The sequence below is a fragment of the Microvirga massiliensis genome, assembly GCF_001006805.1.
In the GTDB taxonomy this organism is placed as follows: domain Bacteria; phylum Pseudomonadota; class Alphaproteobacteria; order Rhizobiales; family Beijerinckiaceae; genus Microvirga; species Microvirga massiliensis.
The window spans coordinates 102951-123445 of sequence record NZ_LN811357.1 but is presented as its reverse complement, the minus strand read 5'-3'; the positions used below and the strand labels follow the sequence as shown (position 1 = coordinate 123445).

Below are 20495 nucleotides of genomic sequence, written 5' to 3'. Positions count from 1 at the left end.
CCCTTACTCATCACTATGGAATCCTGATTCGGAGCCTGTGCAGCCTTCCCGTGGCCGCAAAATCCATGCAGCGGGCAGCAGCGGCATTGACTTTTATCAAGGGACGACGAGCGTCTGAACGCAGCTTATGAGCGTCATCGCTTGGGCGACCGAGCTGTCGACCCAATGAGACTTAACGACAACCCGTGCCGGTTTGCTACTCTCGCTCGTTTACTCACTGCGTGAGCATCTGAGGCCAACTTGCATTCCGGGCGCAATCAATCGAAAGAGGTAGATGACCTGTCCGTCATAGGTCAAAAGCTGCAGGTATTGGACTGACTTCCATTCGTTGCTTCGAACATTTCTGCGATCAAGGATTGGACTTCCACTCGTCCGTCCGCACCTGAATGACCGCTTGCGCCATCAACTCAGCCATCTTCTCGCGGATCTGGTCTTCCGGACAAGAGACACCGGCTGCCTCGAAGTCTGCTCGGATCCTCTCGGCAAGCGCCTCGTCCACGACGGCCGCAACGACGCTGTGGCTGATTTCGTCGATATACGTCCTAGTCCTTTCCCCGCTGAGATCTAGCTGCTCGGCAGCCCACTGTCCGAGCATCTTGTTTCGTCGAGCCAAAGCCCTGAAACGGGCCTCTTCGTTATGAACGAACATCTGCTCGAAGGCACGCTCACGATCGTCGAACATCGTCATGAAGTGCTCCTGCAAAATTTCGAGAGACCACAATGGCCAGTCAATAATATACCAGCTTGCGGCGGATCTTCCCATGGCAAGGCCCGCTCGTCATGACGCTCACCTCAACGGCGTATCGCGATGGTACTGCAAGTCGTCTTGGCAGCTCTGCCTCTTCGCTCCTGCCTGAGACAACGCCATACTCGGCTTAGCGAGCCACAGGTGAAGCCGTCCAAAGTCATACGTACACGTGGCTCGCTTCGCGCACAGCTTCAATCGAACGGGAGCTATACTTCAGTCGCGCCGCTTCGAAACATCAATTCCGGCGACAGATCATCTCGATGGGAGCGATCGCGTTATGTTCCAGACCGGCCAGCATGTTGGCCACTTTCACGGGCGCATCCTGTCCCATCAGAATATGGAGGCCGAGCGGCGGCGGGCCGCTCTCGGCAATGTGAGCCAAATTCGACCCGATCCGAAAGCCCGACATGTTGCGTCAGCACCTTTGCGACGTCGACGAATTCCGGTGTGAAGTCGATCCCGACGACACGGCACCCGTAGCGTCGTGCGAAGAACCGCGCGGCTCAGGCGAGATCCTCCGGCGTTATCGCGGAAGGATCCCTGCTCATGGCTCTGAGGCCGGCGAGAATCGCGCTCTCGAGCGAGCCGTGGGTATAATGTCGTGCAATCTTCTCCTGTAACGCCGGAACCTCGTCTGCCGGTGCAACAGGCTCATCGGCTGGAGTCATATATCGCCCCCATTTCTGCGAGGTGTTCGATGTCGCGGGGACTTCGGGATAAGTCGTGGGAAAAGCAACGGGAGAGCAATTTCAGAAGCACGAAAACCGAAAATTGCGCCGGCCCTGCGAGCCCGAACCTCTGAACCTCCGCAAGGCAATGCCGGGAGGGGCTGCGGAGAGCCTTGCCTCACTGATGCGGCTCGATAAGCCGCTCCCGGCAGGCCGTCCGTAAGTCCGCTACGCTGAGGCCCGTCTGTATGCCGCAGCGATCATCGCGGCGAAGTTCGGAGGTGGTTCCACGCGAAACTCCTTCCTCAGGCTTGTGCCGATCCGGGTCATTCCCAGCGCGCTGCCGCCGTAGCGGCAGCCACGAAAGATTCTGCCTGTGCAATCAGGCTGTCAAGGGGAGAACCCCGTGGGGGATGCGGTTCTCCGAGACGGAGGTTCAGCCGCTGCTCGAACCAGCGCGCTCATCGTGCGTGGTCTGCTGGACGAGATACTCGCGCACCAGATCGCGAAGCGCTCGGCCTTCTTCCTCGAGACCATCGATGATGTAGGAGCGAGCGACTGCGGAAAGTTCGCTGGCGATTTCCTCGGGACTCTCACCTGCATCCTCGAGGGCCTTGAGATGCGCCCACGCAATCGCGGCGAAATTGCTGGCGGGGTCCGGGATCAAGGCCGTCCTCCCTCAGAAGAGCTATATCATAGGTGAAAAGCACAAGCGCGACAATAACACGGGCTAAGAATTCCAACGAGAACACGCAGAAGTCAAGTGTGGTGTTCTCTCCGGGCTATGGCGATTAACCCAGGTTATTCAGAGATTTATCTGGAGCGCGCACGGAACAACTCGTCATCGGGGTTTGTTTCGGTGCCGGTCCGTAGGGGTTTCCTCCCGACTTGTGAAGGGCTTGGTGCCGCCAAGCCCTCCACCTTCTCCATGTGGTGGCCGACGATCACGCTCTTGCTCACATGATCCGAACCTGATGCTCTCAAGGGCGAACTGCCGCCTCGAACGAGCGTTGCCCCTGGCTCGTTCTCGACTTCCTGCAAGAGGCAGGGCGGCCCTGGCGCAGGATGGTGCAAGCCGCGAAACCATGGTCCGGATGCATTGAGCGTTCCGCAGTCTTGGTCGCGTGATTGCCGGCTTCGTTGCGGTCGGAGTGAAGCCATCCAGGAGTGCATCCGTCGACGGGTAGATTGCTTCACTTCGTTCCCAATGACGGGTGTGGATCCGGAGTTCATTCCGTTTCCGGCAGTGCTCCTCGCGCTTTCACACCCTCACCGTCATTGCGAACGAAGTGAAGCAACCAGACTATCGTCTCAAGATGAAGCACTTCGCCTGCGGCCCGCTATACCGATGCTCTGCCTTGCCCAGACCAGCATTTCTTCGGCGTCCTCTTGTGAGGAGCCGGTCGCTCTGCCGCCTGACGGCACTTTTCGGAAAGCGTGCGGCATGCTTCGATAGCGGAGGGCTCGCGTCGTTCAGGCGTGAACCCTGGATACCAGTGACCAGGAGACATGCACATGAAGGATTGCAGGAGGGCGTTTCTGTTCTTGCTGGCAGCGCTGTGGCTCGCCCCCGCGCACGCACAGCAGAACGATCTCATTGTCGAGAAGAAGGTTTTCGAGCTCCCGAGCTATACGACCGAAGGTGGTGCCACGATCAAGAACGTGCGCGTCGGCTGGGAGGCCTACGGCCAGCCGAGTGCTGACAAGTCCAACGTCATCCTGGTGACACACTTTTATTCCGGAACGAGCCATGCAGCCGGCAAATACGCGCCGGGCGACAAGGCGCCAGGCTACTGGGACTCGATCATTGGGCCGGGCAAGGCCATCGACACCAATAAGTACTACGTGATCTCGTCCGACACGCTGGTCAATCTGAACGCCAACACCCCGAACGTCGTCACGACGGGGCCGGCTTCCATCAATCCCGATACCGGCAAGCCCTATGGCATGACATTCCCGGTCGTGAGCATGCGCGACTTCATCAATGTGCAGAAGGCGCTGCTCGAGAGCCTCGGGATCCGCAAGCTCAAGGCGGTGGTCGGGGCGTCCATGGGAGCCCTGCAGGCCTATGAATGGGCTGTCGCCTATCCCGACATGGTCGAACGGATCGTGCCGGTGATCGGCGCAGCCGGTGGCAACGCGATGTTGGTCGCTTGGCTCGATGTCTGGGGGCAGCCCATTCGTCTCGATCCGAAATGGAACGGAGGGGACTATTACGGCAAGGAATCGCCGAACCAGGGGCTCGCGGCGGCGCTGAAGGTCGTCAGCCTGCATGCGAACGGCTGGGAATGGGCTGAGAAGACTTTTGGGTCGGCACCGGTTGCGGAGGGACAGGATCCGGGTGCAAGCCTGGATAACCAGTTCAAGATCGTCACCGCGCTCGACCAGAGCGGCGCCGGGCGTGCTTCAGGCGCGGATGCGAACCATTTCCTGTATCTCGTGCGGGCGAACCAGCTCGCGGCGGCCGATCCCGCCAAGATCAAGACACCGGCGCTCATCATCTATTCACCGACGGACCTGGTTTTCCCGCCGGACTGGGTGGAGCGCACCGCGGCCGTGATCAAGAGCAATGGTACGCTGGTCGAGACGGTGCAGATCACCGGCCCGAACGGACACCTGAACGGTGTCCTGCACATCGCCCAGGCCGGGCCCAGGATAGCGCGATTCCTGGCAAATTGACGTCGTAGGACCCTTGAGTCTCGAATTGGCCCCGCCCGGCTCGCATCGGGCGGGGCCTTGCGTTCGAACCACCCGGAAAGGGCCAGATCCGTTTCGGCCCTGCCGAGGCGTGCCGGATCCAGGTTAACGGCCCGGTGCTCGTCGCACACAGCCGAAATCGCGGCCGGTGAGCCGGTGCTGGAAACCGCGAGTGGTGATTTGCCCCCTGGACATCACGGGCGGCCGGTCTACCTCAAGGCGCGCCCGCGGAAGGCTCGGCGGCCCGACCGACCAATGCCGGATGAAGGGCAGGGCCGGGCGCTCGTGTCCCCGCCCAGCGGTCAGATTGCAATTGAGGTAGTCCGGTTATGCATGTTGTGCAGTGCACAAACGACGTCTGGCACATTAGGTTCGGCTAAAGGAGAACAGAGAATGCCGGCCAGGAATAACAAGAAGCCAGGATTTCGCGGTCAGAGGACGACGCGCCACGAGCCTCCGGGGGTGGAAGAAGCGATCATTGCCGCGCAGGGCCTGGCCGACGACGTCGAGAGCCAGGTCGAGATAGCTGCTTCCCTGATCGGGCTTCCTAAGGACGAGATCCGGCCGCTCGTCCTGAGATCCAGAACGCCGTCGATCGGAGCCCGAGTCCGTTCCGTGGCGTCCGGGCGTGAGGGGGCGCGGACTGTCGTGGTGGAGCGCAGAAGGGTCCGAATTCCCGCCCGCTGAGCGCTGCTGCGTCTGCCAAATCCAGTCACGTCGCCGTCCGGCGCTCGATCTCCGCGCGGACGACGGGAGCGACCCTGGTGCCCATCAGCTCAATCGATCGCATGATCTGGGCGTGCGGCATCGTTCCTACGCTGAACTGAGCCAAGTAGCGGTCATGGCCGAACAACTCGTGCTGGAAGAGGATCTTGTCGATCACTTCCTGAGGACTGCCGACGGCGAGCGCGCCGTGCGGTGAACGCATGGCGTCGAATTGGGCCTGCGTCGTCGGAGGCCAGCCGCGTTCGCGACCGAGCTTCGTCATCACCTGGGCATAGGCCGGGAAGAACTCGCGCGCCGCCTGCTGAGAATCATCCGCGATGTAGGCATGGGTGTTAATGCCGACCTTGAGCCTGGTCAGATCCTGCCCGGCCCGGCTCGCCGCTTCACGATAGAGCGATACGAGCGGTGCGAAGCGCTTCGGCTGGCCGCCGATGATGGCCAGCGCAAGCGGCAATCCGAGCGCTCCGGCCCGGACGACCGATTGTGGGGTGCCGCCCACGGCGACCCAGATCGGAAGCCGCTCCTGATAGGGCCGGGGATAGGCACCTTGGTCGGCGAGGGGCGCCCGATACCGGCCGGACCAAGTCACCCTTTCGCTGTCCCGCAGGTTCAGGAGCAGGTCGAGCTTCTCGGCGAAGAGCGCGTCATAATCATCCAGGTCATAGCCGAACAGGGGAAAGGACTCGATGAAGGAGCCCCGTCCAGCCATGATCTCGGCCCGTCCCTCCGACAGGAGATCAAGGGTGGCGAAGCTCTGGAACACCCGCACGGGATCGTCGGAACTCAGCACCGTGACGGCGCTCGTCAGTCGGATGGTCTTCGTCCGCGCGGCGGCCGCAGCGAGGACGACCGCCGGCGCCGACACCACGTAATCCGGGCGATGATGCTCGCCGACTCCGAAGACGTCGAGCCCGACCTGATCTGCCAGCTCAATCTCTTCGAGAAGGTTCTGCAGCCGCTGCGCCGGGCTGATGAGATGGCCGGTGGAAGGATCGGGGGTTGCCTCCGCGAAGGTGTAGATGCCGAGTTCCATGGAGGGCGCCTCAGAGCTGCCAATGTGGGAAGGCCATAAAGCGAATGGCCCCGGCTCATCCACTGGAGGTGGGCCGGGGCGCATGAACCGTCGCGAGTAGTCCGTCAGGCTGCGCGCGAGAGTTCGTTCCGGACCACGCGCCCGAGTTCTGCCCGTGCCACATCGATCGCCTGCTCACGGATTTCGGGGCCGAAGGCCAGCTTCTCCGCCCTGACGAAGGTCACGTCGGTGATGCCCATGAACCCGAGCAGCGTCCTGAGATGCGGCTCCTGCGAGTCCATCGCGCTTGCTGGCCCCTCGCTGTAGAGACCGCCCCGGCTTTCCACCACGATGGCGCGCCTGCCCTTCAGCAGCCCCTCCGGGCCCGCCTCGGTGTAGCGGAACGTGATGCGGGCGCGGAGCACGTAGTCGAACCAGGCCTTCAGGGTCGACGTGATGCCGAAATTGTACATCGGAGCGCCAATCACGATCGTGTCTGCTGCCTTGAGTTCCGCGACGAGCTCGTCCGACAAGGCGAGGGCGGCACGTTGAGATTCGTTCACGGGCTCTGCGCCGCGCAAGGCGGCTGCGGAGTCTCGGGTGAGATGCGGGATCGGGCTTTCACCGAGATCGCGCGTGACGACGCGAATGGATGGATCCTGAGCTCGAAGGCGTTTTACGGCCTCTTGCACGAGTTGCTTGGACACGGACGCATCGCCTGAGGCGCTGCTGTTGAGCACGAGAACGGTCGACATGAAAGGAATTCTCCGGGAGCTGTGGCCCTTGCGGTAACCCGAAGTTAGTGGTTCATCGGTCGCACCAGAATATCCGCATTGCGCACCAGATTGTTGCTCTGGGAGGAACATCCTCATGGCCGAGCTCGACGATCTCAGATGCTTCGTCGAAGTGGTGGAAAGCGGCGGCTTCGGCCGTGCCGCCAAGCGTCTCGGCATTTCGAAATCAATCGTCAGCCGACGGATCGCACGGCTCGAGGCCGATCTCGGCGCGCGACTCCTGAGCCGAACGACCCGAGGCGTCAGCCCGACGGAGGCCGGGCTGGAATTCAAGGCGCGCAGCGAACGGATCCTCGTGGAACTCGAAGAGGCCCGCGAGGCCGCTGCCCGGCAGGGAGGAAGCGTCGTCGGGCGGCTTCGCGTGTCGGTCCCGCTATCCTTCGGGGTGCGTCACGTCGCGCCCGTTCTGGCGGAACTGGCGGTGCACCACCCGAAGCTCGAAATGGATGTCTCCTACAGCGACCGGTTCGTCGACCTCATCGGGGAGCGCTTCGACGCCGCAATCCGCATCGGTACGCTCAAGGATTCGAGTCTCGTGGCCCGCCGGATCGCCCCGGTTCGCTCAGTCATCGTCGCCAGCCCGGACTATCTGGCCCTCAAGGGACGTCCGAAAATCCCGAGCGACCTCGCCGCCCACGAATGCCTGATCTATACCGGCCGCGCGGCGCCCGATTGGCAGTTTCGAGCCGGCAAGCGCTGGATCTCGATCCGGCCCGAAGGGCGTCTCCGGTCGGACAGCGGCGAAGCTATCTTGCGCTGGGCCATTGCTGGCCTTGGAATCGCCGATGCTCCATCCTTCCTGGTCTCGGACGCGGTCGAGAGCGGTGCCCTCGAACCGCTGCTGCTCGACTACCCGATGCCTGAGCATGGTCTGCACATAGTGCGCCCTCCCGGCGCTTACATGCCCGGCAAGATCCGCGTTCTGATCGATGCTCTCGTCGAGCGCTTCGAAGGCGAGCCGGATTGGGACGGCTGCCTGATGAAGTCGAGGCGCGTCAGGGAGAGCGGGCAGGGGGCCGGCGAGGCCTGATGCGCGTCACGGTTGCTCGCCCTCCAGAGTGAAGCCCGCCTTGAGCACGACCTGGAAGTGACGAACCTCGCCGTTTTCCACATGGCCCCGCATCTGCACGACCTCGAACCAGCGCAGGTTCCTCAACGTCTGGTCCGCCCGCTTGATGGCTGTCCGGACCGCATCCTCGATGCTGTCCTTCGACGAGCCGACGAGTTCAACCACCTTGTAGACGTGATCGGACATCGGAGCCTCCATGCTGCGTCCTCAGGTGCAGCTAGAGCATAGTTCCGCGTGCGGAAGTGCCATCCGATAAAATGCCCGAATGTGTAGCATTGTCCGAGGCCTGCGCGGAGCAGTAATCGGAAGCGTGTTCGCGGCGAAAAAATTGGCGGCCGCACTCCATTGGTGTGCTTGAAAGATCCGGTTTTGATGAACTTCCTGATCTGCTCGCGCTCTTCCTCTGCAATAGTAGGGAGAATCGTGAACACAAGCTTGGACAATCCCAATTGCCGCGGCTGAAAAGCGCGTCGCCGAGCAGCTCGCTCCTATCGAGTGGATGACCGGGGCTGGGGCAGGATACGATGGAAGCCAGAAACTCCGTCAGAGCTTCGAGCAGACTCTGGAACAGTTCCGCACCCTTCAGAGGTTCGTTCTGGACATCCTCGCGCGAGGATTATTCCAGGATTGCGGTTCGATTTCTGCTCCGAAGAGACGCATGATGCTGCCATCACTGGCAGGTCCGAACCCGTAGGCGCTGATGGCTGAGAGACCGGTGTGCTCCCGCCTGCATGGCCAAGGAGCGCCGCGATGGCCGACCGTGACGAGATGCTCGTCCAAGCCGAGAAGACGCTGGATCACGCGCACAAGCTGCTCGAAAGCACCTCATATGATGCGAAGCTTCTCCAGGTTGCGCGGGAAACCGTGAAGCACTCCCGCGATCTCCGTACGAAAGCCAAGTCTCTGGTATCTCTCAACCCGGCCGGCCCGTTCATCAAAGCGCGCAACCCTGATCCAGGTGAAAGCGCGCAGCCGCAGAGTATGGAAGATACGGCGGACGAATGACGCCCTCGTGATCACCTGCTCTAACGCAGTCGGGAGAGCTCGGGAGAGCCTCGAGGTGATGGGCGGCCAGAGCCTCATTCCGCCTTTACCACTTCGCCATGAGGGTGATCCCTCCCGCCTTCACGTAGATGGAGCGTGGCGGTAGTTTCTCGGTCGCATCTACGCTTGGGGCACCACGCCCCATCTTCTCACTTTCGGAATCGCGGCGCTCGGGAGAGAGCGGAGAGACGGGCCGTGCGAGCAGTCTGCGGCACGAGCGGTGCGGATCCCAAGACACAGAATGCCCCACCCGGAACCGAGCGCCGATTGGGCTCCCTTTCTCTCGGGGTGGTCCACCAAGACCGCCGATCTCTCACCGAATGAAGTCCGCCAACAGAACGGACAGCCCCCATCCAGTGTTCTCTTATACAGTTGTCGCGTCCGATCGATTTCAGGAACAGAGCTCAGGAGACGTGCAATGCCGCCCGAAGCCCGTGAGCTGTTGATCGCCGATCCGCACAGCGTGCCCGAGACGTTCGTCACCTCAGTCGTGGATATCGCTTTGGTCAGCAGTTGCTCCATTGTGGTGGGTCTAGGGGTGCGCCGCTATTTGAGACCGAGCTTCAGCGCGGAGCCTCAGGAGACCGTTGTCGTCAATAGCCGACTGGTCCTTACGCTGGATGCTGCTAAAAATCTGGTCGAGGCCGTCTCGGCGATGCTGAGCCGAGCCAAGGAGCAGAGCACCCCAGAACGCCCGGAGAAGCTCTCGTAGGCTGCTCCGGGCAGGATTAGTATAAGGCGGGCTTCCCTGCATCAGAAAGGCCCCGCTTGGAGCGGGGCCTCTGGTCGGCGTGGGAGCCTCTAGGCTCGGTCGAGGGTGATCAGGCCTGCCGTAGCGCGCCGAGTTACCATACAACGATAAGGCTACAGCGACCCGCCTGTCGGTGACCTGTCGCACAAGGACAGCAATGGCCTTGGGACTTACGGCTCGCGTCCGGGTTCACATTCTCGGTACACGCTTCCCAGTGAGAGCAATCTGGAGCATTCTGGTGTCGATCCAGGCCACCTACGGCGCCAATTGCGTGCGCCTCGCCGCCATCAAGGCGAGAAATGACCCGGGCAATCTGTTTCGTGTGAATCAGCATATCGTCCCGCTCCGGATCCGCAGACGAGGCATTAGAGTGAACCCGGCCGAGGCCTGAATCAGTCTGGATCGAATCTTCCACGTTCTGGCCCCGGGCAAGCCGGGGAGTGTTTGCATGACGAAAGTGCGTGTCGAGAAGAATGGCCCAATCACGTCGGTGGTGATCGTCCGTCCCGAAGTGCGGAATGCCGTCGATCCAGAGACAGCCGATCAACTCAGGGAGGTCTTCGCCGCATTCGACGCCGATGCGGACAGCGCGGTCGCGGTTCTCTCGGGGGAGGGCGGCCACTTCTGCGCCGGATTCGATCTGAAAGCGCTCTCCGGGGGCGAGGTGCCGTATGAGCCGGAAGGTCATGGCCTCATGGGGCCGACGCGTATGATGCTGAGCAAGCCCGTGATCGCAGCGGTTGAGGGCTATGCCGTCGCGGGTGGGCTCGAACTTGCCCTGTGGTGCGACCTGCGCGTCGCCTCCGCGAGCGCGGTGTTCGGGGTGTTCTGCCGGCGCTGGGGCGTGCCGCTGATCGATGGCGGCACGGTCCGCCTGCCCCGGCTCATCGGGCAGAGCCACGCGCTCGACATGATCCTGACCGGGCGCCCCGTTGCGGCCGAAGAGGCTCTGTCGTTCGGCCTCGCCAACCGGCTCACGCCCGTGGGACAGGCGCGAGCCGAAGCGGAACGCCTCGCTGCGGATCTGGCGCGCTTCCCGCAAATCTGCCTGCAGGCCGACCGAGCTTCCTGCCATGCGCAATGGGGCGAGGACATCGGGACGGCTCTCAGCCGCGAGGGCCGCGACGGCGAAAGGCCACTACGAGAGGAGGCCCGCAGAGGCGCCAGCCGCTTCGCCTCCGGTGCAGGCCGCGGCGGCGATTTCCGAAGTATCTGAGCAGAATTCGCCGGAACTTGAATTGGAGTGGCTGGCCAAGCTGTTCGCGATTTAGCATCGAACCGGTTTCCTTTCGGGGCGGATTCTGTCGTATACTGATTATTGTTTCATAGGCTCGGCGTCCCGGATCTGCTTGACGAAACAGTGCTTAATCAGGCGCCCGACGGAGTCGGAGAATCGGCAAAGAGTCCTCGGATGGAAGGCCAAATCGAGAGCTGGCTGCAAAAAGTGGGCCTTGGTCGATACGCCGAGATCTTCCGGAAGAGCGATGTCGATTTCCGCGCCTTACCGCATCTGACTGAGGCCGATCTGCGTGAACTCGGCATATCCCTGGGGCATCACCAGATCATGCTTGCAGCCATCAAGGACCTCACGGGCGAATCCGCTGCCGCTGCAAACAAGGCCGATGCGAGGCGCGTGGGGGAAAGAGATCACGTGCCATTGCGGGCTTCTCCTTCCGTCGAAGCAACTGAGGCGGAGCATCGCTATCTGACGATCATGTTTTGCTATCTCGTTGGCTCGACCCGCATCATCGAAAAGCTCGATCCCGAAGAGGCACGGGTTGTCCTGGGTCAATACCAGGATGTCGTGGCCGGAAGCATCACTTGCTATTCCGGTCACGTCGCTCAGTATCTCGGCAATGATGTTCTGGCTAATTTCGGATGGCCGACTGCGTTCGAGGATCAGGCGGAGCGGGTCATACGGACGGGCTTGGAGGCTCTGAATGCGGTCCGTTCCATCATGCAGCCTGACGTTACTGAGCTCGAGGCGCGCGTCGGCATCGCGACGGAACTCATGGCGGACGGCGATCTCATTGGTGCGAGCGGACGCGAGTTGTTAGCGGTGGTCGGCCATACGCCCAATCTCGCGGCGCGCCTGCAGCAGGAAAGCACAACCGGGCCACCGGCGCGACAGGGAGCGCGTCGATCGCCTGCTGGAACAATCGCTTGAAGCCGCGATGTCGATCGGCATGACCGCCCTCAAGCAGAAAATTCAAGGAACCGTCCATTGAGTCATGAAGATTGGTGTTTTGGACCGCGCGCAGAGATGTTCAGGAGGTGAAAGGCGATGCCACGTTTCATTATTGAAAGAAATTTCACGGAAAAGCTCGAGATCACGAAGGAGGGAAACGATCACGTCAATCGCATCAATGATGAAGAAGGCGTGAAGTGGATCTTCTCCTTTCTCAGCGCCGACAAGAGGAAGACCTACTGCCTCTATGAGGCTTCGAGCGCCAAGGACATCCGCCGCGCGGCGGAACGTGCCGGAATTCCGGCCGACGTGATCACCTAGGTCGAGGAGTTCGGCCCCGCTATGTTTGCGTGAGGAAGACTCGTTTCTGTCCCTCACAACGGCAGGACGAAATTGCGGGTCCACTGCCGTTATTGCAAGCCGGAAGCGACGCAATCCAGGATTACACACGCGGGCTGGATTGCTTCGCTCGTAATGACAATGGGAAGGGATCTCGAGGGAGAAAAATTACTGCTGCGCAACAACTTTGACACACTCAGAGCCCGGATGTTCGCGTAAACAGCCGACACGCCGGATCAAACCAGACGCGCACGGAGTGGTTACGACCGCGCACCGCCTGCTCTCCGCCATCCTTGAGTCGGCCGAGGATCCGCACGAGGTGGTCACAGGGATCTCGCCCGGCAGCCTTGACGATCGAATCGCTGACCAGCAGGGGCGTATCCAAGGTTCGTGTGAGAGCTTGCAGCCGGCTTGCGGTGTTCACCGTATCGCCAATGACCGTAAACGACATGCTGCGCTCGCTGCCGACGTCGCCGATCACCGCCGGTCCGTAATTGACGCCGATGCCCATGCCGAGCGCAGCTTCTCCCGAAGCGATACGCTCCTGGTTCCAGTCGTCGAGGGCGGCGAGCATCCCATCGGCACATTCCAAGGCCTGCCCGGCATCGTGATCGTTCACAGACGACACCCCGAAAGTGGCAAGAATGGCATCACCGACATATTTCTCGACTGTACCGCCATATGCGAAGATCTGCGCCGTCATGCGCTCGTGGAACTGCCGGAGTAGGGTCACAACATCCTCCGGCGGCATTTGCTCGGACAAGGCCGTGAACCCCACAATGTCGGCGAACAGCACGGCCACGTTCTGCCGCCGGACCGGACCGAAGGGCTCGTCGCGCTGCGCGAGAATGTCGACCAGATTGGGCGAGAAGTAACGGGCGAGGTTGCTTTTCGCCCGCTCGGCCGCGGCGCGCCGGCGCTCGATCTCGCGCAGCTTGGCGATCTCGTCCAGGGCCTTCCGCATCGTCACTTCGAGATCGACCATGTCGATCGGCTTAGTGACGAAGTCGAACGCACCGCGGTTCATGGCCGTGCGGATGTTCGGCATGTCGCCGTAGGCGGACACGATGATGGCGCGCACGGCGGCCTGAGCATCGCGCAGGCGGGCGAGCAGGGTCAGCCCGTCCATCACCGGCATGTTGATGTCCAGCAGCATCAGATCAATCCTGGCGTCACTCTGCAGGGCGCGAAGGGCCTGCTCGCCGTCGCGCACAAAGCTGAACGCGAACTCGCCGGCGCGGACCTGGCGACGGAAGCGCTGGCTGATCAATCCCTCGACGTCCGGCTCGTCGTCGACCACAAGAATATGCGTCGATTCGCTCATGCAAGGGGCCGCGATGTCGAGAAGCTGCGCAACCGCTGCTTCAGGTAGTCGAAATCGACAGGCTTGGCGAGAAAGTCGACTGCGCCTGCGGCGGCGGCTTGGCGCTTCCGTTCGTCATCCCCATAGGCGGTCACCATCATCACCGGAAGATGCGGCCACCTGCGCCTGATCTCCCGCAACAGTTGGAGACCGTCCATCCCGGGCATGTTGATGTCGGAGAGGATGAGGATGAGCTCGGGGCGGATCCCTTCGCCGAGCTGACGCAGCGCGTCGCCGCCCGACTCCGCGAAATGCAGGGTATAGTCGCCGCCGCGCTCTTCCCGACGAAACCGCTGACGGAACAGCTCGACGACGTCCGGCTCGTCGTCGACGACCAGGATGCTCACCGTCATCATCTCGCTCCCATGGCGATCTGCGGCTTGGCGATCCGCGCTGCACTGCGCGGCAGCCTTATGACGAACTCCGTGAATTCACCGGGGCGGCTATCAACCACGATCGTGCCGCCCTGCTGCTGGACCACGATATCGTAGCTAATCGAGAGGCCAAGGCCGGTGCCTTCGCCGGTCGGCTTCGTCGTGAAGAACGGCGTGAAGAGCTTTGCCCGCACCTCCGGCGGCATGCCGACGCCGTTGTCGCGAACGCGCACTTCCACGCCGTTGTCGAGGTCCCGTGTCGTGACCCGAAGCATCGGATGGTAATCTTCACCACCGCCGTCCCGCCGGCGCGCGGACGTCGCATAGAAGGCGTTCCCGAACAGGTTGAGAAAGACCCGGGTGATGTCTTGGGGAACCAGCTCGAGGGGACCGAGATCCGGGTCGAAATCCCGCTCCAGCTTCACGTTGAAATTTGAATCCTGCGCCCGGGCGCCGTGATATGCGAGGTTAAGCGCCTCGTCGACGAGTGCATTGAGATTCGTAACCTGGCGCTCGCCGCTGCCGCCGCGCGAATGCAGGAGCATGCTCTTCACGATGCCGTCGGCCCGTCGCCCGTGTTCGACGATCTTCGACAGGTTGCCCGTCAGCATCGTCATCACGTCCTCGGCTTCTGCGAGGTCCTGCGGCGCGAGTGCGTGCATCGCCGGGGTAAGCGCGTCCTTCAGCTCCCTCAACAGCTCCTCGGAGAGGTTGGCGAAATTATTGATGAAATTCAGCGGGTTCTTGATCTCGTGTGCGATGCCCGCCGTCAGTTGGCCCAAGGAGGCCATTTTCTCAGCGTGAACCAGGTTGGCCTGGGCTGCCTTCAATTCCCGATAAGCCTCCTCCATCGTGCGGCTAGCCGCATCGGCCTTGTCGCGGGCAGCCTCCAGCTCCCGTTCGCGCTCCTTCGCGGCCGTGATGTCGGCCCAGATCGTGACGGTGCCGCCCTCACGAGTCCGGAACTCGGTGATACGAAGCCAACAGCCGTTCGCGAGCTGCAGGTCGCAGGTGCTCGGCGGATTGCGATGCAGTGCCAGCCGCTCGGCGATCCATGCGGAAGCACTGCCTTGGGAGGGACCATAGCGGCCACCGGCCTGAAAGGCGCGAATCATGTCCTCGAAGGACGTGCCGACGACGAACAAGTCCTCTGCATCGAGCAGCGTCCGGCAGCGGCTGTTGAAGATCGCCAGGCGGTCATCGCTGTCCCACAGGGCGAAGCCGTCTGAAATGCTTTCGATCGCATCGGTCAGGCGCGCCCGGGCGAGCGCGACGCGGGCCTGCGCTTTTCTCTGTTCGGTCACGTCCGCATAGATCGAAACGAACCCGCCGCTCGGAACCGGATTGCGGCGGATCTCCAGGACGGTGCCATTGGGACGGATCCGTTCGTCGGTATAGGGCCGATCGAGGGATGTCAGGCGCTTCCCGATCTCCTCGCCCACGTCGCAGGGGCCGAATTCTCCGCGCTCGGCGAGATATCGGATCAATTCCTCGAAGATGCAGTCCGACCCGATGCGATCGTTCGGTAGCTCCAGCAGTTCCTGAAACCGTCGGTTCCAGGCCACCATGCGACGGTCAGGGCCAAACATCACCACCCCGTGCCCCATGTTGTCGAAGGTGACCCGCAGCGCCGCTCCGCGCCGTTCGACTTCGCGGGTTCGTTCCTCGACCACCTGCTCGAGGCGAGCCGCCGCCTCCTTCCGTTCCGCGAGCAAGCGTTCGAGCTCGATGGCGTTCCGCCGGAAGACCTCGACCGCGCGTCCCATGGCGGCGATCTCGTCCGCCCCTTGCGTCGCAATGCCGGCGTCGAGCTTGCCGCCGGCGATAGCGAGCATTCCATCGCTGAGGGTCGGCAGGCGCCGGACGATGTTGTGGCCGACATAGAGCCAGACGATCAGGATGGAGGTCAGAAGGCTCAGCGCTCCGACCGCGACGAGGATTTGGGTGCTCAGGCGCTGGACCGACAAAGCGTCTTGCGTTGCATTTCCGATATCCTGCTTAGCTGCCCCTGCGAGCTGGTCGACCGCTTTGGTGAGTTGTGCTGAAAGGTCGGCGTTTTCGGCCAGCCGCCGTTCGCCCTCGCCAATAAGCTCCAACTCCTGCTTGCGCGCCGCGGTGATGGCGTCCGGTCCCTCGACGAACTGCCGAAGTTTCGCGACCTGCTCCAGGAAGAGGGGTCGCAGCTTGGGATCGAGGCCCGCCGCCGTCGTCTCGAGGTCTCCCAATGTTCGACCGAGCTGGAAGTTGAGGACCGGTAGCCGTCTGGTCTGATCGGTCGTCGATGCTTCCGCCAGCATGTCGACGGCGGTCGAGACGAGTCGCTGGGCTGCCTGAGCCGGCCGCTGCAATTCCACCAGCGACGCGAGTCGCTGCGGTGTATCCCCGCGGTCCCCAGTGTCACCCGGGCCCTCCCCCCTGACGTCATTGACAAGCCGGGAAATCTGGCTGTCCAGGATCATGAGCCAGGGCGCGAGGAGACGCTGCGTGTCGTCGTTCGTCTGAAAGACCCCGCGCCGCAAAGTCTTGATGCGGTCATTGGTGTTGAGCCGGCGAGCGACGAGGTCTTCCAGCGCAGCGAGGTTGTCCGTCAGCGAGGATACGATCGGCTCGATCCTCAGGAGCGGAAGCACCTCCGTTCGATTCCGCTTCAGGTCGAGGAGCCTGCCGTTTAGGCGCCCGACCTCCGCCTCGAGTTCGGCAGTAATCTCGTCCCGGCGCTTGCGGTCGGTGGCGGTAAGCAGCGCCGGCGCTGCAGCAATGATGCGCTCGGCGGAGCGCGACAGCTCGAGCGAGCTCAGGGTCGGTGGAACACGTGCGTCGACCATGTGGAGCTGATCGCCGACCTGCCTGAACGCGACGATCGCCGCGGCGGCAGCCAGCACGGCAAAAGCGCTGATCCCGAAAAACGCGAGCAGCAGCCGCGCACGCACTCCGGGATTCCAAGCCTTTGCCTGTTGCATGTCCGCCGTTCCGGCTGATGCTGCCACGGCCGCGCTTTCCGGGTCTATTCTGCAAGAAAAGATCGCATATCGGAGCGATTTCGGGTAGGTTATTTCGACGGCCTACCCCAACACGATCGATTGCCACAAATCTACATTGCGACCTGGTTGCATTCCGGGTCCTTTGAGCCGTGGAGCGGAGGAGGGTGGCTATGAGGCGGCGGGATCTTCTGGCTGGCGCGGGATCAGTCGCCGGCGCCGCGACCTTGAGTTTCCCGACGCCTGCGATCGCACAGGGGATCCGCGAATTCAGGATGGTGACCGACTGGCCCGAAGGTCTGCCGGGCCTTCAGACCAGTGCAGTTCGTCTGGCGCGAGCGATCGCCGTCGCGTCCGGCGGCCGCATCAAGATAGAGGTGTTCCCCGCCGGTGCGCTGGTGCGCCCTTTCGAGACTTTCGACGCCGTTGGCGCGGGCGTGGCCGAGATGTTTCATACATCCGCTGCCTACTTCGAGAAGAAGTCGAAAGCGTTCAATTTTTATGGCAATACAGTCCCATTTGGCCTTACTGCAGACGAATTCTTCGCTTGGATCCAGTATGGCGGCGGCCAGGAGTTGTGGGACGAGCTGTACGGGCAATTCAACATCAAGCCACTGCTCTGCACCAGTACCGGTACCCAGATGGGTGGCTGGTTCAACAGCGAGATTACCTCGCCGGATGGGTTCAACGGATTACGCTACCGAATGCCCGGTCTCGGTGGGGAGGTGCTGCGCCGGTTGGGCGCTATCGTGGTGAGCCTGCCGGGAAGTGAGATCGTGCCATCGCTCAAGTCCGGTGCACTCGACGCCAGCGAGTGGATCGGCCCTTGGGCCGACGTGGCGATGGGCCTGCACAAGGCGGTGAGCTACTACTACTATCCAGGGTTCCACGAGCCCGGTACCGGCCAGACCCTCGGCATCAACAGGGCCGTGTGGGAGAGCTTGGACTCGGGTGACCGGCAGCTCATCGAAACCGCGGCCTCGGCCGAGTATGTGACCTCTCTCGCGGAGTTCAACATGAACAATGCGCTCTGGCTGCGCAAACTGAGGGACGAGGGCACCGTCAAGATCCTGAAGTTCGATGACTCGGTGCTGAGAGCATTCCTCAGTATCAGCAACGATGTCGTCGCGGAGGCTGGCGCAGGTGACGATGTCTCCAAGCGGGTCTATGCGAGCTACCAGCAATTTCGTGCGTCAATGATGGATTGGAGCGAGGTCGCCGATAGGGCTTTCCTGAACAGCCGTAGACTCGCTTGAGCCAAGACACGAAACCTTCCGGAGTGCGTCACTGAGCGTTGTCGAGGCCGGGTCGGACAATGACATTGAAGCATCTGACACTCTTTTTCTATAGAGGAGGATGGCCATGAGGCGGCGGAATCTTCTGGCCGGCGCGGGAGCCATCGCCGCCGGGGCGTCCTTCAGCTTCCCGACACCTGCGCTCGCACAGGGAATCCGCCAACTCAAGATGGTGACCGACTGGCCCGAAGATCTGCCGGGCCTTCATACCAGCGCCGTGCGATTGGCGCGGACGATCGGCGTAGCCTCGGGCGGACGCATCAACATTGAGGTATTTCCGGCCGGCGCGCTGGTGCGTCCGTTCGAGACTTTCGATGCGGTTAGCTCCGGGATCGCCGACATGTATCATTCCGCCGAGTTCTATTTCGAGAAGAAGTCTTCGGCCTTCAGTTTCTTCGCGTCCATGCCTTTTGGCCTCACGGCGGATGAACTATTTGCATGGGTACACTATGGCGGCGGTCAAGAGTTGTGGGACGCGCTCGGCGGTCCATTCAACATCAAGTCTCTCCTGTGTAGCAGCACCGGTTGTCAAATGGGCGGCTGGTTCACCCACGAGATTACGTCGCCGGAGGGGTTCCGAGGGCTGCGCTACCGGATGCCTGGGCCCGGTGCCGAGGTGCTCCGGCGCCTGGGCGCCATCGTGGTGCTTCTGCCGGGCGGTGAGATCGTGCCATCGCTCAGATCCGGTGCCCTCGATGCCAGCGAATGGATTGGCCCCTGGGCCGACATGGCAATGGGCCTGCACAAGGGTGCCAGCTACTACTACTACCCGGGGTTCCACGAGCCGGGCACATGCCAAACCCTCGGCATCAACAAGGGCGTCTGGGAGAGCTTCGATCCAGGCGATCAGACGCTCATCGAGATTGCGGCCGCGGGCGAATTCGCACGCAACTTGGCGGAGTTCAACACGAACAACACGTTGTGGCTGCGCAAGCTTCGGGACGAAGGCACCGTCAAGATCCTGAAGTTTGATGACTCGGTGCTCAGAGCGTTTCTCAAGATCAGCCAGGACGTTGTGGCCGAGATCGGCGCAGGCGACGAACTGTCCAGGAAAATTTTTACGAGCTACCAGCAATTCCGCACCTCGATCATGGACTGGAGCGACGTCGCCGAACGCGCATTCCTCAACAGCCGGAGGCTTGCCTGAGCGAAGTCAAATGACGGAGGTGAAACCTGCAGCACTCCGCTGCAGAGAACCACCGGTCGCATGATCGAATGCGATCATACTGCTTTGAGTATCACCAAGGGGGACGGCACGCCACTGTCTAACTGGAGGGGATTGTCATGAGGCGGCGAGATGTTTTGGCTGGCGCGGGATCGGTCGCCAGCATCGCGACCTTGAATTGCCCTGCTCCTGCGCTTGCGCAGGGAGTCCGCGAACTCAGGATGGTGACGGACTGGCCCGAACGTCTGCTAGGGCTTCAGGCCAGTGCGGTTCGTCTGGCGCGAGCGATCGGCATCGCGTCCGGCGGCCGTATCAGGATCGAGGTGTTCCCCGCGGGTACGCTGGTGCGTGCCTTCGAGAGTCTGGATGCGGTGGGGGCCGGCATCGCCGACATGTATCATTCCGCCGAGTACTATTTCGAGAAGAAGTCTTCGGCCTTCAGTTTCTTTGCGGCTGTCCCTTTCGGCTTCACGGCCGACGAATTATTCGCGTGGGTTCACTATGGCGGCGGCCAGGAACTCTGGGACGCACTCAGCGGACGTTTCAACGTCAGGCCGCTTCTCTGCTGCAATACCGGCGCCCAGATGGGTGGCTGGTTCAACCAGGAGATCACTTCCCTCGAAGCCTTGAGAGGCATACGCTACCGGATGCCTGGGCTCGGTGGCGAGGTCCTGCGGCGGCTCGGCGCGATCGTCGTGAATCTTCCCGGCGGCGAGATCGTGCCATCGCTCGAATCCGGTGCCATCGATGCCAGCGAGTGGATCGGCCCCTGGGAGGACATGGCTCTCGGCCTGCACAAGGTGGTCCGTTTCTACTACTACCCCGGATTCCACGAGCCGGGCACCGGAATAGCACTGGGCATCAACGAGCAGGTTTGGCAGAGCTTCGGTGCCGATGATCGGCAGCTCATCGAGTCGGTGGCCGCGGGCGAGTATGCGCGTTCCGTGGCTGAGTTCAACGCCAACAATGCCCTATGGCTGCGCAAGCTCCGGGACGAAGGCAGCGTGAAGATCCTGCCGTTCGACGAATCCGTGCTGCGGGCTTCGCTCCAGGCCAGCAACGATGTCATCGCGGAAGCGGGCGCCGGAGACGAACTGTCCAGGAAAATCTACGAGAGTTATCGGCAGTTTCGTGCATCGATCATGGACTGGAGCGATGTCGCCGAACGTGCGTTCCTCAACAGTCGCAGGCTGGCCTGACGAAGACAGGTTACGGAGGTGAAAGTCACAGCATTCCGTTGCAGAAACCTGTCAGGCGCACGATCGAGTTTTGCCAGCACCGGCC

The 20495-nt window shown here is 62.1% G+C and carries 21 protein-coding genes; 12 read left to right on the top strand and 9 right to left on the bottom strand.

Annotated elements, in window-relative coordinates:
- Positions 1-349: 349 nt before the first annotated feature.
- The 3 genes from BN1233_RS23000 to BN1233_RS22995 all read right to left on the bottom strand — a co-directional run bounded on the left by BN1233_RS23000 (position 350) and on the right by BN1233_RS22995 (position 2083).
- Entirely contained in the window at positions 350-688 is a 339-nt protein-coding gene (locus BN1233_RS23000) for a DUF1476 domain-containing protein (RefSeq protein WP_046866153.1), read from the bottom strand.
- 295 nt (positions 689-983) lie between these two features.
- On the bottom strand, positions 984-1157 hold the full coding sequence (locus BN1233_RS47175) for a hypothetical protein (protein WP_154678286.1): 174 nt from the start codon (positions 1155-1157) through the stop codon (positions 984-986).
- A gap of 695 nt (positions 1158-1852) precedes the next feature.
- Positions 1853-2083, bottom strand: coding sequence for a hypothetical protein (locus BN1233_RS22995; protein WP_046865969.1), 231 nt, complete (start codon positions 2081-2083; stop codon positions 1853-1855).
- Between the two features lie 848 nt (positions 2084-2931).
- Here BN1233_RS22995 and BN1233_RS22990 point away from each other — a divergent pair.
- Positions 2932-4095 (top strand): E22 family MetX-like putative esterase, encoded by a 1164-nt coding sequence (locus BN1233_RS22990; protein ID WP_052763889.1) that lies wholly within the window; start codon positions 2932-2934, stop codon positions 4093-4095.
- A gap of 411 nt (positions 4096-4506) precedes the next feature.
- Positions 4507-4800, top strand: a complete 294-nt coding sequence (locus BN1233_RS22985; RefSeq protein WP_046865968.1) for a hypothetical protein — start codon at positions 4507-4509, stop codon at positions 4798-4800.
- A 25-nt stretch (positions 4801-4825) separates the two neighbouring features.
- Here the strand turns inward: BN1233_RS22985 and BN1233_RS22980 are convergent, their stop codons facing one another.
- Together BN1233_RS22980 and BN1233_RS22975 are read right to left on the bottom strand one after the other, a co-directional pair.
- Positions 4826-5872, bottom strand: coding sequence for an LLM class flavin-dependent oxidoreductase (locus tag BN1233_RS22980; RefSeq protein WP_046865967.1), 1047 nt, complete (start codon positions 5870-5872; stop codon positions 4826-4828).
- 104 nt (positions 5873-5976) lie between these two features.
- Complete coding sequence (locus tag BN1233_RS22975; protein ID WP_046865966.1) at positions 5977-6606, bottom strand: FMN-dependent NADH-azoreductase; 630 nt, start codon at positions 6604-6606, stop codon at positions 5977-5979.
- A 115-nt stretch (positions 6607-6721) separates the two neighbouring features.
- Between BN1233_RS22975 and BN1233_RS22970 the strand changes: the two genes are divergently transcribed.
- On the top strand, positions 6722-7675 hold the full coding sequence (locus BN1233_RS22970; protein WP_046865965.1) for a LysR family transcriptional regulator: 954 nt from the start codon (positions 6722-6724) through the stop codon (positions 7673-7675).
- A gap of 6 nt (positions 7676-7681) precedes the next feature.
- Here the strand turns inward: BN1233_RS22970 and BN1233_RS22965 are convergent, their stop codons facing one another.
- A complete protein-coding gene (locus tag BN1233_RS22965; RefSeq protein WP_082145629.1) occupies positions 7682-7900 on the bottom strand; it encodes a dodecin in 219 nt (72 codons plus the stop codon).
- Between the two features lie 564 nt (positions 7901-8464).
- On the opposite strand from BN1233_RS22965, the gene BN1233_RS22955 reads away from it, so the two are divergent.
- The 6 genes from BN1233_RS22955 to BN1233_RS22935 all read left to right on the top strand — a co-directional run bounded on the left by BN1233_RS22955 (position 8465) and on the right by BN1233_RS22935 (position 12018).
- Complete coding sequence (locus tag BN1233_RS22955) at positions 8465-8719, top strand: hypothetical protein (protein ID WP_046865962.1); 255 nt, start codon at positions 8465-8467, stop codon at positions 8717-8719.
- A 457-nt stretch (positions 8720-9176) separates the two neighbouring features.
- Positions 9177-9470: a hypothetical protein gene (locus tag BN1233_RS22950; protein ID WP_046865961.1), complete on the top strand. Its 294-nt coding sequence runs from the start codon at positions 9177-9179 to the stop codon at positions 9468-9470.
- Between the two features lie 277 nt (positions 9471-9747).
- On the top strand, positions 9748-9900 hold the full coding sequence (locus BN1233_RS44855) for a BBE domain-containing protein (protein WP_244470757.1): 153 nt from the start codon (positions 9748-9750) through the stop codon (positions 9898-9900).
- A gap of 57 nt (positions 9901-9957) precedes the next feature.
- Positions 9958-10725, top strand: coding sequence for a crotonase/enoyl-CoA hydratase family protein (locus BN1233_RS22945; RefSeq protein WP_046865960.1), 768 nt, complete (start codon positions 9958-9960; stop codon positions 10723-10725).
- A gap of 195 nt (positions 10726-10920) precedes the next feature.
- Positions 10921-11676 (top strand): adenylate/guanylate cyclase domain-containing protein, encoded by a 756-nt coding sequence (locus tag BN1233_RS22940; RefSeq protein WP_046865959.1) that lies wholly within the window; start codon positions 10921-10923, stop codon positions 11674-11676.
- 117 nt (positions 11677-11793) lie between these two features.
- Complete coding sequence (locus tag BN1233_RS22935; protein ID WP_046865958.1) at positions 11794-12018, top strand: DUF4242 domain-containing protein; 225 nt, start codon at positions 11794-11796, stop codon at positions 12016-12018.
- Between the two features lie 214 nt (positions 12019-12232).
- On the opposite strand, the gene BN1233_RS22930 is transcribed toward BN1233_RS22935, so the two are convergent.
- From BN1233_RS22930 to BN1233_RS43225, 3 genes are read right to left on the bottom strand one after another with little or no spacing between them, the layout of a single operon-like run.
- Entirely contained in the window at positions 12233-13360 is a 1128-nt protein-coding gene (locus BN1233_RS22930) for an adenylate/guanylate cyclase domain-containing protein (protein ID WP_048708353.1), read from the bottom strand.
- Positions 13357-13752, bottom strand: a complete 396-nt coding sequence (locus BN1233_RS22925) for a response regulator (RefSeq protein ID WP_046865957.1) — start codon at positions 13750-13752, stop codon at positions 13357-13359. The genes BN1233_RS22930 and BN1233_RS22925 overlap by 4 nt, the downstream gene beginning before the upstream one ends.
- Positions 13752-16760: a PAS-domain containing protein gene (locus tag BN1233_RS43225; RefSeq protein ID WP_052763888.1), complete on the bottom strand. Its 3009-nt coding sequence runs from the start codon at positions 16758-16760 to the stop codon at positions 13752-13754. The genes BN1233_RS22925 and BN1233_RS43225 overlap by 1 nt, the downstream gene beginning before the upstream one ends.
- A 164-nt stretch (positions 16761-16924) precedes the next feature.
- Here BN1233_RS43225 and BN1233_RS22915 point away from each other — a divergent pair, with 164 nt between their 5' ends.
- The 3 genes from BN1233_RS22915 to BN1233_RS22905 all read left to right on the top strand — a co-directional run bounded on the left by BN1233_RS22915 (position 16925) and on the right by BN1233_RS22905 (position 20410).
- Complete coding sequence (locus BN1233_RS22915) at positions 16925-18007, top strand: TRAP transporter substrate-binding protein (RefSeq protein WP_046865956.1); 1083 nt, start codon at positions 16925-16927, stop codon at positions 18005-18007.
- 106 nt (positions 18008-18113) lie between these two features.
- Positions 18114-19193, top strand: coding sequence for a TRAP transporter substrate-binding protein (locus BN1233_RS22910; RefSeq protein ID WP_046865955.1), 1080 nt, complete (start codon positions 18114-18116; stop codon positions 19191-19193).
- Between the two features lie 137 nt (positions 19194-19330).
- Positions 19331-20410, top strand: coding sequence for a TRAP transporter substrate-binding protein (locus tag BN1233_RS22905; protein WP_046865954.1), 1080 nt, complete (start codon positions 19331-19333; stop codon positions 20408-20410).
- Positions 20411-20495 lie beyond the last annotated feature (85 nt).